The sequence below is a fragment of the Amycolatopsis sp. NPDC005003 genome, from assembly GCF_053600695.1.
The window spans coordinates 15186-27389 of the sequence record NZ_JBSGAI010000074.1 but is presented as its reverse complement, the minus strand read 5'-3'; the positions used below and the strand labels follow the sequence as shown (position 1 = coordinate 27389).

Below are 12204 nucleotides of genomic sequence, written 5' to 3'. Positions count from 1 at the left end.
ACATCCGCGACAAGCTGGCTGCCGTCGGCTTGGTGGACGTGCCGCTGGTGGCGCTGAACACCCAGCGAGCCGTGTTCGCGCGGGTCCGGGAACCCGAATTACCACTCACGACCAGCCGCGGCAGGACGGGTCAGTGGACCGCCATTCCTTCCGGCATCGGCTCGAACCTCGCGTGGCGGCGGGTGAACGTCGCCGTGCCCGAGGTCATCGAACGCAGGTCGATCAGGTAGCGGACCAGTTCCGTCGCCGGGACCTCCGCGCGGATCACCGTCCGGCCGCCGTCGCCCGCCTCGGTGCCCAGGACGCGGCCGCGGCGGGAGGACAGGTCGCCGAGGACCGTGCCGAGGTGCTCGTCCGGGAGGCGGATCGCCACTTCTTCCAGGGGCTCGAGCATCGTGATGTGCCCGTTCGCCGCGGCCTCCCGCAGGGCCAAGGCGCCCGCGGTCTGGAACGCCGCGTCGGAGGAGTCCACGCTGTGCGCCTTGCCGTCGACCAGGGTCACCTTGACGTCGACCACCGGGTGCCCGTCGGCGAGCCCGCGCGCCAGCTGGGCCCGCACGCCCTTCTCCACGCTCGGGATGAACTGGTGCGGCACCGCGCCGCCGACGACCTTGTCCACGAACTGGAAGCCGCTGCCGCGCGGCAGCGGCTCGACCTCGATGTCGCAGACGGCGAACTGGCCGTGCCCGCCGGACTGCTTGACGTGCCGCCCGTGGCCCTTGGCCGGCTTGCTGAACGTCGAGCGCAGGCTGATCTTCACCGGTTCGGTGTCGACGTCCGCGCCGCCCGCGCGCAGCCGCGAGAGCACGACGTCGGCGTGGGCCTCGCCCATGCACCACAGCACCAGCTGGCCGGTCTCGGCGTTGCGGTCCAGCCGCAGCGTCGGGTCGCCGGCGACGAGGCGGGAGAGGTTGCGGGCCAGGGTGTCCTCGTCGCTGCGGGTCTTCGCGACGACGGCGACCGGCAGCAGCGGTTCCGGCATCGCCCACGGCTCCATGAGCAGCGGATCGTCGGGGGAGGAGACGGTGTCGCCGGTCTCCGCCGAGCCGACCTTCGTCAGCGCGCAGAGGTCGCCCGCGACGCAGTAGGGCACTTCCCGCAGGGCCGAGCCGAGCGGGGAGTACAGGTGCGCGACGCGCTCGTCGGCGTCGTGGTCCTCGTGGCCGCGCTCGGCGAGACCGTGCCCGGACACGTGCACCGGCCGCTCGGGGCGCAGCGTCCCGGAGAACACCCGGACGAGTGACACCCGGCCGACGTAGGAGTCCACCGCCGTCCGGACGACCTCCGCGGCGAGGGGGCCCGCGGGGTCGGCGGTGATCGCGGCGTGCTCGCCGCCGTCCGGCGTGGTGACGTCCGGGGGCCGGTGCTCCAGCGGGGAGGGGAACGCGCGGACGATGCCGTCGAGCACCTCGGCCAGGCCGATCCCGCTGGTCGAGCACACCGGGATGACGGGGTGGAAGGACCCGCGCGCGACCGCGGTCTCCAGGTCGGCGATGAGGGTGGCCTCGGCGATCTCCTCGCCGGCGAGGTAGCGGTCCATCAGGGACTCGTCCTCGCTTTCGGCGATGATGCCTTCGATCAGCTCGTTGCGGGCCTCGGCCAGCCGTTCCAGGTCGGCCGCGGCCGGCTCGCCCACCTTCGGTGGGTGCCCGCCGGAGTAGTCGAAGTACCGCTGGGTGATCAGCCCGACCAGGCCGTCGCCCGCGGGGAGGTACAGCGGCAGCACGCCGGCGCCGAACGCGGCCTGGCAGGCGGCGATCTCGGCCGTCGCGTCGGCCCGGTGGTGGTCGAGGCGGGAGACGACGACCGCGCGCGGCATCCCGACCGCGGCGCACTCCTCCCACACCGCGACGGTCGCCGCGTCGACGCCTTCGGCGGCGGAGACGACGAACAGCGCCGCGTCGGCCGCCCGCAGCCCGGCCCGCAGCTCCCCGACGAAGTCCGCGTACCCGGGCGTGTCGATCAGGTTGATCTTGTGGCCCTGGTGCAGCACCGGCGCGACCGAGAGGCCGACCGAGCGCTGCTGGCGGACCGCCGCCGGGTCGTGGTCGCACACCGTCGTGCCGTCGACCACCGAGCCTGCCCGCGGCACCGTGCCGGAGGCGGCCAGCAGGGCTTCGGCGAGGGTGGTCTTCCCGGACCCCGCCGGGCCGACGAGCACGACGTTGCGGACCTTGGCGGGGTCGTCCACAGCGACGGCGGCCCCGGTGTCGGCGTTCTTGGCTTGTTTGTCTGCCATGACGACTCCTCGGCGAACGGCTCGTGTACGGGATGTGTCCTCGATCACACACCCGCTACCCTGGTCACGGCAAGGCAAGGCCCCCGGGACCAGCCGAATGCCCCGGGGCGCGGGCAGGGGGGAGCGGCATGGACAGAGCGGCTTCCAGCGCGGCGTTCCCGTCGGCCGGCGACTGGGAGCGGCTGCGCGGCCGGCTGGCCGGGCCGCTGTTCCGGCCGGGTGAGCCGGGCTACGCCACCGCCCGGCGATCGTTCTTCACGATGTTCGACGACCGCAGACCCGCCGCCGTCGTCGGTGCGGCGCGCGTCGAGGACGTCCAGGCCGCCGTCGGCTTCGCGGCCCGCCACGGCCTGCCGGTCGCCGCCCGCGCCGGCGGGCACAGCTATCCCGGCTATTCCACAGTGGACGGCGGGATCGTCGTGGACCTGGGCCGGTTCTCCGGCATCGAGGTGCGGCCGGACGGGCGGGCAGTGCTCGGCGCCGGGACCCGGCTCGGACCGGTCGCGGCGGCGCTGGCCGCCGCCGGCCGGGTGCTGCCCGCCGGCCTCTGCGGGGCCGTCGGCGTCGCCGGGCTCACCCTCGGCGGCGGGATCGGCGTGGTCGACCGCAAGTACGGGCTGACGTGCGACCACCTCGAAGCGGCGCGGATCGTCACGGCCGACAGCCGCGTGCGCACGGTTTCGGCGACGGCGGAGCCGGACCTGTTCTGGGCGCTGCGCGGCGGGGGCGGCGGGAACTTCGGGATCGTCACCGGGTTCACCTTCCGGACCGTCCCGGCCGCCGACCTCGCCACCTACTCGCTCGAGTTCCCGGCCGCCGCGCGGGCCGCGCTGTTCGGCGCCTGGCAGGACTGGCTGCCCGGCATGCCGGACGAGCTGTGGTCCGCCATCGAGTTCGCGCCCGGCCGCACCGCGCTCGCCGGCACGTTCCTCGGCACCGGGACCCGGCTGGCCGGCCTGCTGGACGACCTCGTCCGCCGGATCGGCACCCGGCCCTCCGCCCGGCGGACCCGGGTGCTCGACCACCTGAGCGCGGTGCGGTCCTTCGACGTCCGGGACGGCCGGCCGGGGCTGCGCGAGGCCTACACCGGCACCTCGCGCATGCTGACGCGGCCGGCCGCCGACCCGGCCGCGGTGACCGAGGTGGTGACCCGCGACCCGGGCGTCACCACGCTCATCGACTCCGCGGGCGGCGCCATCGCGCGCGTCGGCGTCCGGGAAACCGCCTTCCCGCACCGGACGGCACTGGCCAGCTTCCAGTTCCTGCACGACGCGGCGCCCGCGGACGGCGGCGAAGCGGGGGCCCGGCGCGCGCTGGCCGCCGTGCGTGACGGGCTGGGGCCGGAGTTCGGCACCACCGGGTACGTCAACTACCTCGACCCGGACATGCCGGACTGGGCCCAGGCGTACTACGGCGTGAACCTGCCGCGGCTGCGCGCCATCGCCCGGAAGTTCGACCCCGAAGGGATCTTCACCTTCCCGCAAGGCCTCTCGGCGCCCCGCTCGACTGTCCACATCGGAGAGACTTAGACTGCCCCGTACTTCGGGCAGAGAGGCAGCGCGTGCTCGATCTGGCATTCTCCACAGAGGACCTGGCGCACACCCGGTTCGCGTTCTCCCCGGCCTGGGAGATCGTCGCGAGCGTCCGCGTCCTCAACTCCCCGGGGCAGCACGCCCTGCACCTGCCGTGGCTCAAGCGCGCCACGGCGGCGCTGGACGAGGCCGGCCTCGACATCGGGCTGCTGCGCGACCTCGTCCCGCTGCGGCACCTGCCCGGGTTCCTGGCCGGGACGCCGTCGACGCCGCTGCCCGAGCTCGCCGACGAGCTCGCCGACCTGCGGGACGTGCCCGCCCGCCTGGTCCGGCGCGAACTCGACGCGATGGCCGGGCCACGCACGCCCGCGCTGGCCCGCTTCCACCGCGAGCCCGAGGCGGGCCTGGAGCGGCTCGCCGCGCTGATGGAGCAGTACTGGCACCTCGTGCTGGCCCCGGACTGGCCGCGGATCCGCGCGCTGCTCGAGGCCGACGTGCTGTACCGGTCCCGGCTGCTGGCCCAGGGCGGGGCGGCCGAGCTGTTCAACGACCTCACCCCGCTGGTGCGCTGGCAGGCCGGCACGCTCACGGTGGCGCACCGGCACCTGCACGCCGCCGTCCCGCTCGACGGGCGCGGCCTCGTGCTGGTGCCCTCGGCGTTCGTCTGGCCGCGGGTGTTCTCCAAGACCGACGCGCGCTGGCAGCCGGTGCTGCGCTACCCGCCGCGCGGGATCGCCACGCTGTGGGAGACCGGCACGGCCACCGCGCCCGGTGCGCTGGCCGCCGTGGTGGGCCGTGGCCGTGCCATGCTGCTGGCCGAACTGGCCGCCCCGGCGTCCACCGCGGAGCTGGCCCGGCGGACCGGGCTGAGCGCCGGGGCGGTGTCGCAGCACCTCGGCGTGCTCCACGCTGCGGGCCTGGTCAACCGGCATCGTGCCGGACGTCACGTGCTCTACGTGCGCACGTCGCTCGCGGAAGCCCTGGTCGCGGGCCACGGCGAAGTGGACTGCTGAGATACCCGCGTACTGGCCTGCTTGAAGGGGCCACCGCCGACCTACGCTCGAACTCGTCCACCCCTGACCCGTGTCGAAAGGCGTCGTCGTGTCCGAGCAGCAGCCCACCCCCTCCAGCGGGACCGTCCAGTCCGTCACCGGCACCGCCAAGGTGAAGCGCGGCATGGCCGAGATGCTCAAGGGCGGCGTGATCATGGACGTGGTCACCGCCGAGCAGGCCAAGATCGCCGAAGACGCCGGCGCGGTCGCGGTGATGGCGCTGGAGCGCGTGCCCGCCGACATCCGCGCCCAGGGTGGCGTCGCCCGGATGAGCGACCCCGACCTGATCGACGGCATCATCGAGGCCGTCTCGATCCCGGTGATGGCCAAGGCCCGCATCGGCCACTTCGTCGAGGCGCAGGTCCTGCAGTCCCTCGGCGTGGACTACGTCGACGAGTCCGAGGTCCTCACCCCGGCCGACTACGCCAACCACATCGACAAGTGGGCGTTCACCGTCCCCTTCGTCTGCGGCGCGACCAACCTCGGCGAGGCCCTGCGCCGGATCACCGAGGGCGCGGCGATGATCCGCTCCAAGGGCGAGGCGGGCACGGGCGACGTCTCCAACGCGACCACGCACATGCGCAAGATCCGCCAGGAGATCCGCCGGCTGCAGAGCCTGCCCGAGGACGAGCTGTTCGTCGCGGCCAAGGAGCTGCAGGCGCCGTACGAGCTCGTCCGCGAGGTGGCGGAGGCCGGGAAGCTGCCGGTCGTGCTGTTCACCGCGGGCGGCATCGCCACCCCGGCCGACGCGGCGATGATGATGCAGCTCGGCGCCGAGGGCGTGTTCGTCGGCTCGGGCATCTTCAAGTCCGGCAACCCGGCCCAGCGCGCCGAAGCGATCGTCAAGGCGACGACGTTCTACGACGACCCGGACGTCCTGGCCAAGGTCTCGCGCGGGCTGGGCGAGGCGATGGTCGGCATCAACGTCGAGGAGCTGCCGGAGCCGCACCGCCTCGCCGAGCGCGGCTGGTGAAGCCCTCCGCTCACCGGGGGAGGAGCACGATCTTGCCGCGCGAACGGCGGCGCAGCAGGTCGTGGAAGGCCGCCCGGACCTCGGTGAGCGGGTAGGTGGCGGCGATGGGGACCTCGAGTTCTCCCGCCGCCACCAGCTTCACGAGCTCGCCCAGCACCTCGACGGTCGCGGACCCGGCCATGCCTTCGCTCTTGACGCCGGTCCGCGCCGCACCGGCGAAGTCGATGACCGTGTTGATCCGGTCCTTCGCCACGCCGAGCTCCAGCGCCAAGTCGACGTAGCCGTCGCCGAAGTTGTCGATGAACGCGTCGACGCCGGAGGGCGCGGCCGCGCGGATCCGGTCCAGCACGCCGTCGCCGTAGGTCACCGGGAGCACGCCGTGCCCGTGCAGCCACTCGTGGTGGGTCTCGCTCGCCAGGCCGATGACGGTCGCCCCGGCGTGGCGCAGCAACTGCACGGTCAGCGAACCCACGCCGCCCGCGGCGCCCGCGACGACGACCGTGTCGCCCGGCCCGGCCCCGACGGCCCGCACGTTCGCGTGCGCGGTGGTGCCCGCGACGAACAGCGAGCCGCCGACCTCCCACGGCACGGCCGGGTCGCGCCGCACGAGGTGCGCGGCCGGGACGACGACCAGCTCGGCGTGGCTGGCGCGGGTGTCCACCCAGCCGATCACCTCGTCGCCGGGGGACCACGTGCGGACCGCCGAGCCGACCTCCTCGACCACGCCGGCCAGGTCGCTGCCTTCGCCCGACGGGAAGGTCGCGGGCCAGCGCTCGTGGAGCGCGCCGATCCGGATCGTGTTCTCGCCCGGGTTGATCCCGGCGGCCCGCACGCGCACCAGCACCTCGTCGGCCGCCGGCGACGGCCGGGGCACGTCCCGCACCTCCAGCACGTCGAGGTCGCCGTAGTTGTCGAACCGCACTGCCTGGGGCATCTCGCCCCTCCTTCCGGACTTCCTGTTCCTGAAGACAAGGAAACCCGGTCCACGGAGCATGATCCATGCTGGATTCGCGCGAAAAGATATGCGATCGTCTCATGGCGTGGACGTCCTCACAGATTTGCTGCAGCGTTCGAGGGCCCGCGGCGCCGCGTTCTCGCACACGACGGCGCGCGGTGACTGGGGCATCGAGTTCCCCACCGGCGCCAAGCTCGCGATCCACGGCATCCTCGGCGGCGAGGCCTTCGCGTGGACCGGAGACCCGGCGTGCGCCCGCCACGTGCTGCCCGGCGACGTCGTCCTGGTCCGCGGCCCGGTCCGCCAGTTCATGGCCCACACGCCGGGCGCCGGTGTCGAGCCGTTCCGGTACCACCCCGCCGAGCCGGGCGCGGGCACGCGCCGGATGCGGTTCGGTGCGGAGGCGGGCGACCCGACCACGTTCTTCTGCGGCGCGTACACCTTCGACGGCGAACTCTGCGCGGGGCTGCTCGCCGGGCTGCCGGACCTGACCGTGGTGCGCCCGCGGGCCGGGTCGAGCCTGCGCGCGGTCCTCGACGTGTTCGCCGCCGAGATCCTCCGCGACGCGCCGGGGCAGCAGGCGCTGCTGGACAGCCTGCTCGACGTCGTCCTGGTGCAGGTGCTGCGCGAGCAGCTCGCCGCCGACCTGCGGACGGCTCCCGCGTGGTTCCGGGCGATGGACGACCCGGCGGTCGGAGCCGCACTGCGCGCCGTCCACGAGACCCCGGCACGCGCGTGGACGGTCGCGGACCTCGCCGGCGAGGCGTCGCTCTCTCGCGCGACCTTCGCGCGGCGGTTCACCGGGCTGCTCGGCGTGGCCCCGCTGACCTACGTCGCCGACTGGCGCATGGCGCTGGCGCGCGAGCAGCTGCGCGACGGCGACGCCGGCCTCGCCGCGATCGCGCACTCCCTGGGCTACTCGTCGGAGTTCGCGTTCGCCGCCGCGTTCAAACGCCACCACGGGACACCGCCCGGACGCTGGCGCGCGTCGAAGGCGGCCGCGGCGAAACCCTAGATGTACTCGGAGATCTCGACGCCGTAGGTGCCCGGTTCCAGGGCCTCGAAGATGTGCGGGACGTCGCCCGGGTAGCAGATGTAGTCCCCGGGCAGCAGTTCCTCCGGGGCGTCCATGACACCGATGCGGGCCCGGCCCGCGCAGAGCACGATGTGCTCGACCACGCCGGTCATGTGCGGGTCGGAGCGCCGGGGCGTGCCCGGCTCGCCGCGGACGACGTAGATGTCGCGCCGGGCGCCGGTGGGGCAGGCCGACAGGAGCGTGCACGCGTAGTCGGAGTGCTCGGCGAAGACAGTCGGCCCCTTGCCCGCGCGGACCACGCGGACCTTGGGCCGTTCCGGTTCGACGAGCCGGGAAAAGGGTACGTCGAGAGCGACGCCGAGGGCCCACAGCGTCTCGACGCTCGGGTTGCCGGTACCCGACTCGAGCTGCGAGAGCGTCGACTTGGCGAGGCCGGCGCGGCGCGCGACCTCGGTCAGGGAGAGCCCCGCGCGGGTCCGTTCGCGGCGCAGCGACGCCGCGATGATCTCCAGCGGCGCCCCGGTGGCTTCCTGAGACATGCTGTTCGCTCCATCGGTCTGTTCGTTCGCCTTGACGAACACGTGGCCCTGTGTTCACCATAGAACACATGCGTTCGATATGGCGAACACTGGATCGGGGTCTCGCCCGTGACATCGGCCTGGTCTGTCTCGCCGATTGTCTCGTGGGCGTTTCCTACGGCGCCATCGCGGTGAGCTCGGGCTTCCCGCTCTGGCTGCCGATGCTGATGTCGTTGCTGGTCTTCGCCGGCGCGTCGCAGTTCATGTTCATCGGCATCGTGGCCGCCGGCGGCAACCCGTTCGCGGCGGTGCTGGCGGGACTGCTGGCCAACGCGCGTCACCTGCCGTTCGGCTTCGCGGTCGGCGACGCGGTGGGGCGGCGCCGCGGCACCCGGGCGCTCGGCAGCCACCTGATGAGCGACGAGACGGTGGCGTTCGCGATGGCCCAGGAGGAAGCCCCGCGCCGCCGCGCGGCCTACTGGGCGTGCGGGCTCGGGATCTTCGTCTTCTGGAACACGGGCGTCCTGGTCGGCGCGTACGCCGGGACGGCGATCAGCGACACGGACGCGTTCGGCCTGGACGCGGCGTTCCCGGCGGTGCTGCTGGCGCTGGTGCTGCCGTCGCTGCGCGACAAGGCGGCCCGGCTGCCGGTGCTGATCGGGGTGCTGGTCGCCCTGGCCGCGACGCCGTTCCTGCCGGCGGGGCTGCCGGTGCTGCTCGCGCTGGCCGGCGTGCTGGCGGGAGTGGCGGCGAAGGACCCCGAGCCGGCGGAGGCGCGCTGATGGACGGGACGGAACTGCTGATCGCCACGGCCGTGCTGGCCGCGGGCACGTTCGCCTTCCGGTTCGCCGGACCGGTACTGCGCAGCCGGGTGAAGCTGACACCCCGCGCGGAACGGCTGATGGCACTGGCGGCGGTGGTGCTGCTGGCGGCGCTGGTCGCGGTCAGCGCGCTGACGGAGGGGCACGGCTTCGCGGGCATCGCCCGCCCGGCCGGGGTGCTGGTGGCGGGCGTGCTGGCGTGGCGGAAGGCCCCGTTCGCGCTGGTGGTGGTCGCCGCCGCGGCGACCGCGGCCCTGCTGAGGCTGGCCGGCGTCCCCTGACCCGGCGGCCCGGACGTGGGCCCGGCGTGCGGAAAGAGGCATCACCCGTGACCAGCCGGGCCTCACGCGTGATCCGAGGGGCATCACGCGTGATCGGAGGGGCATCGGGGTGATGCCCCTCCAGACACGGGTGATGCCCGCTCGGGCACGGGTGATGCCTGGGGGAGGGGGCGGGCGGGAGCGGGTCTGACCTGCCGGTAAGGCGTGCGGCCGGTGCGTCTAGGCTGGTGGGAAGGTCTTTCGGGAGGTCGGGTGGCAGGAGAGTCTTCGGAACCGGTCATCGGTGTGCTCGCGATGCAGGGCGCCGTGCGCGAGCACGTCGCCATGCTGGCCGAAGCGGGTGCGCGGGCCGTGCCGGTCCGGCGGGCCGCCGAGCTGTCCGAAGTGGACGGTTTGGTGCTGCCGGGCGGGGAGTCCACCACCATGTCACGGCTGCTGGAGAGCTTCGAGCTGCTGGAGCCGCTGCGGGCGCGGATCGCCGACGGGCTGCCCGCCTTCGGCTCCTGCGCCGGGATGATCCTGCTGGCGCGGCAGACCCTCGACGGGCGGTCCGACCAGCAGCAGCTCGGCGGGCTCGACATCGTCGTGCGGCGGAACGCCTTCGGCAGGCAGGTCGACTCCTTCGAGGCCGACCTGGACTTCGCCGGGATCGACGACAGCGTGCACGCCGTGTTCATCCGCGCTCCCTGGGTCGAGAAGGCCGGCGACGGCGTCGAGGTGCTGGCCACCGTCAGCGGCGTGCCCGGCGTGGACACCGGCACCGCTAGGATCGTCGCGGTCCGGCAAGGGGCGGTGCTGGCGACCGCGTTCCACCCGGAACTCACGCCCGACGTGCGGGTGCACCGGCTGTTCGTCGACCTCGTGCGAAAGGCTGCCTGAGACGCGGTGCCCGGCCGGGGTACGGAACAGATGGAGGAGAGATGAGCGGCCACTCCAAGTGGGCCACCACGAAGCACAAGAAGGCCAACCTCGACGCGAAGCGCGGCAAGCTCTTCGCGCGGTTGATCAAGAACATCGAGGTGGCCGCCCGCACGGGCACCGGTGGTGGCGACCCGGATGGCAACCCCACGCTCTACGACGCCATCCAGAAGGCGAAGAAGAACTCGGTCCCGCAGGACAACATCGAGCGTGCCCGCAAGCGCGGCGCCGGTGAAGAGGCCGGTGGCGCCGACTGGCAGACCATCACCTACGAGGGTTACGGCCCGAACGGCGTCGCCGTCCTGATCGAGTGCCTCACCGACAACCGCAACCGCGCGGCGTCGGAGGTCCGCACCGCGCTGACCCGCAACGGCGGCTCGCTCGCCGACCCCGGCTCGGTGGCCTACCTGTTCAACCGCAAGGGTGTCGTGCTGATGCCCAAGGGTGACGCGGCCGAGGACGACGTCCTCATGGCGGTGCTCGACGCCGGTGCCGAAGAGGTCAACGACCTCGGCGAGAGCTTCGAAATCGTCTCCGAGGCGACCGACCTGGTGCCGGTCCGCAAGGCGCTGCAGGACGCCGGCTTCGAATACGAGTCGGCCGACCTGACGTTCCTGCCCTCGGTGAGCGTCCCGCTCGACGCCGACGGCGCGAAGAAGGTCTTCAAGCTGATCGACGCCCTCGAAGACTGCGACGACGTCCAGAACGTGTACGCGAACTTCGATGTGTCCGACGAGGTGCTCGCCGAAGTCGGCTGAGTTTTCCCTTGCGTCGCAATGCCTTCGTGCCCGGGCCGGAAAATTACCGGCCCGGGCACTGGGCCGAAGGCGGGCCGTCAGGCAGAATGTGCGCCGTGACCTCGACGACCCCCGCCGCTGCCGCCGACATCACCGCCGAACTGTCCGCGGAAGAACTGCGCCTCATCGAATGGATCGAGGGGCAGGCGAAGGAACGCGGCAACGCCGTCATCAACGTCGCCGGTGACGACGAAGGCGCCGGCTACTCCTTCACCGCCTGCGCGTGGGCGCTGCACAACGTGCCGGAGGCCGTCGTGGTCGGGCTGCCCGGCCAGATGGGGCAGGTGCTGCTCGACGCCTACGTCGACCGCGCCGCCAACGGCGAGATCTTCGAGGTCGGCAGGCGCTACGACGACTTCTTCGAGGGCGTCCCGGTGGTGCTCGAGCGCGTCAACAAGGGGCACTACCCCGAGTACTTCGGCACCGCGTTCCTCATCTACCCGGACGGCGACTTCCCGGCGCTGCAGCTGATCGTCGCGACACCGGAGGGCAAATTCCCCTGGCACCCGGACGCGCCCGAGGGCTTCGCCCGCTGGCAGCTGGTGCTGACCGAGAGCGGCGACCCCGAGAGCTGGACGCCGGGCGTCGACGGCCCTTAGAACTTCCCCAGGTCGGCGGCCGCTTCCGGATACTTCGACGCCAGCTCCGAAGCGGGCGCGAACTCCACGCAGTCGTCCGTGTAGGGCGGCACGACGACCGTGCCCAGCAGGCTCCACTCGCCCCGTGTGACCGTGGCCTGCCAGGTCCCGGCGGGCACCACGACCTGGGGCCGCTCCCCGGCGGCGACGTCGGTGCCCAGCACCGGCCGTTCGACCGAGCCGTCCGGGTGCAGCAGCAGCATCTCCGCCGGCGCGCCCGCGTGGTGGACGTACACCTCGACGCGGTCCAGCCGGTGCGGCGCGGAGAACTCCGGCGCGACGAGCAGGTAATAGATCGCGGACCCGGCGTCGGAACGCCAGCTCTGCGCCCACTGCCCGCCTTCGACCGGCAGGGGCTCGAGCCCCAGGTGGGTGACGAAATCCGATGGCTCCGGCATGTCACCCATCCTGCCGCAGACGTGCCCAGTAGCCTGCAAGCTCGAA

The 12204-nt window shown here is 73.1% G+C and carries 13 protein-coding genes; 9 read left to right on the top strand and 4 right to left on the bottom strand.

Annotated elements, in window-relative coordinates:
* Positions 1-130 precede the first annotated feature (130 nt).
* Positions 131-2239 carry an elongation factor G-like protein EF-G2 gene (locus ACWED2_RS45430; protein WP_449696731.1) on the bottom strand — a complete coding sequence of 703 codons (2109 nt, stop codon included), beginning with the start codon at positions 2237-2239 and terminating at the stop codon, positions 131-133.
* 128 nt (positions 2240-2367) lie between these two features.
* Here ACWED2_RS45430 and ACWED2_RS45425 point away from each other — a divergent pair, with 128 nt between their 5' ends.
* From ACWED2_RS45425 to pdxS, 3 genes are all read left to right on the top strand, one after another.
* Positions 2368-3768, top strand: coding sequence for an FAD-binding oxidoreductase (locus ACWED2_RS45425; RefSeq protein ID WP_449696730.1), 1401 nt, complete (start codon positions 2368-2370; stop codon positions 3766-3768).
* A gap of 32 nt (positions 3769-3800) precedes the next feature.
* Positions 3801-4784, top strand: coding sequence for a DUF5937 family protein (locus ACWED2_RS45420; RefSeq protein WP_449696729.1), 984 nt, complete (start codon positions 3801-3803; stop codon positions 4782-4784).
* 88 nt (positions 4785-4872) lie between these two features.
* Entirely contained in the window at positions 4873-5796 is a 924-nt protein-coding gene (gene pdxS / locus ACWED2_RS45415) for a pyridoxal 5'-phosphate synthase lyase subunit PdxS (RefSeq protein WP_449696728.1), read from the top strand.
* Between the two features lie 10 nt (positions 5797-5806).
* Here pdxS and ACWED2_RS45410 read toward each other — a convergent pair whose 3' ends face one another.
* Entirely contained in the window at positions 5807-6730 is a 924-nt protein-coding gene (locus tag ACWED2_RS45410; protein WP_449696727.1) for an NADP-dependent oxidoreductase, read from the bottom strand.
* Positions 6731-6836: 106 nt separating this feature from the next.
* Between ACWED2_RS45410 and ACWED2_RS45405 the strand changes: the two genes are divergently transcribed.
* Positions 6837-7766, top strand: coding sequence for an AraC family transcriptional regulator (locus tag ACWED2_RS45405; RefSeq protein ID WP_449696726.1), 930 nt, complete (start codon positions 6837-6839; stop codon positions 7764-7766).
* On the opposite strand, the gene ACWED2_RS45400 is transcribed toward ACWED2_RS45405, so the two are convergent.
* Positions 7763-8326 carry a helix-turn-helix domain-containing protein gene (locus ACWED2_RS45400; RefSeq protein WP_449696725.1) on the bottom strand — a complete coding sequence of 188 codons (564 nt, stop codon included), beginning with the start codon at positions 8324-8326 and terminating at the stop codon, positions 7763-7765. The genes ACWED2_RS45405 and ACWED2_RS45400 overlap by 4 nt on opposite strands.
* Before the next feature lie 68 nt (positions 8327-8394).
* On the opposite strand from ACWED2_RS45400, the gene ACWED2_RS45395 reads away from it, so the two are divergent.
* The 5 genes from ACWED2_RS45395 (at position 8395) to ACWED2_RS45375 (ending at position 11721) form a co-directional block, all read left to right on the top strand.
* Complete coding sequence (locus ACWED2_RS45395) at positions 8395-9087, top strand: AzlC family ABC transporter permease (protein ID WP_449696724.1); 693 nt, start codon at positions 8395-8397, stop codon at positions 9085-9087.
* Positions 9087-9407, top strand: coding sequence for an AzlD domain-containing protein (locus ACWED2_RS45390; RefSeq protein WP_449696723.1), 321 nt, complete (start codon positions 9087-9089; stop codon positions 9405-9407). The genes ACWED2_RS45395 and ACWED2_RS45390 overlap by 1 nt, the downstream gene beginning before the upstream one ends.
* 252 nt (positions 9408-9659) lie before the next feature.
* The gene (pdxT, locus tag ACWED2_RS45385) at positions 9660-10286 is read left to right on the top strand and encodes a pyridoxal 5'-phosphate synthase glutaminase subunit PdxT (RefSeq protein ID WP_449696722.1); all 627 of its coding nucleotides are present in this window, start codon (positions 9660-9662) and stop codon (positions 10284-10286) included.
* A gap of 41 nt (positions 10287-10327) precedes the next feature.
* A complete protein-coding gene (locus ACWED2_RS45380; RefSeq protein WP_091310751.1) occupies positions 10328-11083 on the top strand; it encodes a YebC/PmpR family DNA-binding transcriptional regulator in 756 nt (251 codons plus the stop codon).
* A gap of 86 nt (positions 11084-11169) precedes the next feature.
* Positions 11170-11721 (top strand): DUF4262 domain-containing protein, encoded by a 552-nt coding sequence (locus ACWED2_RS45375; protein WP_449696721.1) that lies wholly within the window; start codon positions 11170-11172, stop codon positions 11719-11721.
* Here ACWED2_RS45375 and ACWED2_RS45370 read toward each other — a convergent pair.
* Entirely contained in the window at positions 11718-12158 is a 441-nt protein-coding gene (locus ACWED2_RS45370; RefSeq protein WP_449696720.1) for a cupin domain-containing protein, read from the bottom strand. The genes ACWED2_RS45375 and ACWED2_RS45370 overlap by 4 nt on opposite strands.
* Positions 12159-12204: the final 46 nt, after the last annotated feature.

What these genes read in the sequence shown, in the direction of transcription:
- ACWED2_RS45430 (WP_449696731.1), bottom strand. Translation starts at nt 2,239, where the DNA reads ATGGCAGACAAACAAGCCAAGAACGCCGACACCGGGGCCGCCGTCGCT.
- ACWED2_RS45425 (WP_449696730.1), top strand. Translation starts at nt 2,368, where the DNA reads ATGGACAGAGCGGCTTCCAGCGCGGCGTTCCCGTCGGCCGGCGACTGG.
- ACWED2_RS45410 (WP_449696727.1), bottom strand. Translation starts at nt 6,730, where the DNA reads ATGCCCCAGGCAGTGCGGTTCGACAACTACGGCGACCTCGACGTGCTG.
- ACWED2_RS45400 (WP_449696725.1), bottom strand. Translation starts at nt 8,326, where the DNA reads ATGTCTCAGGAAGCCACCGGGGCGCCGCTGGAGATCATCGCGGCGTCG.
- ACWED2_RS45395 (WP_449696724.1), top strand. Translation starts at nt 8,395, where the DNA reads ATGCGTTCGATATGGCGAACACTGGATCGGGGTCTCGCCCGTGACATC.
- ACWED2_RS45390 (WP_449696723.1), top strand. Translation starts at nt 9,087, where the DNA reads ATGGACGGGACGGAACTGCTGATCGCCACGGCCGTGCTGGCCGCGGGC.
- ACWED2_RS45380 (WP_091310751.1), top strand. Translation starts at nt 10,328, where the DNA reads ATGAGCGGCCACTCCAAGTGGGCCACCACGAAGCACAAGAAGGCCAAC.
- ACWED2_RS45375 (WP_449696721.1), top strand. Translation starts at nt 11,170, where the DNA reads ATGTGCGCCGTGACCTCGACGACCCCCGCCGCTGCCGCCGACATCACC.
- ACWED2_RS45370 (WP_449696720.1), bottom strand. Translation starts at nt 12,158, where the DNA reads ATGCCGGAGCCATCGGATTTCGTCACCCACCTGGGGCTCGAGCCCCTG.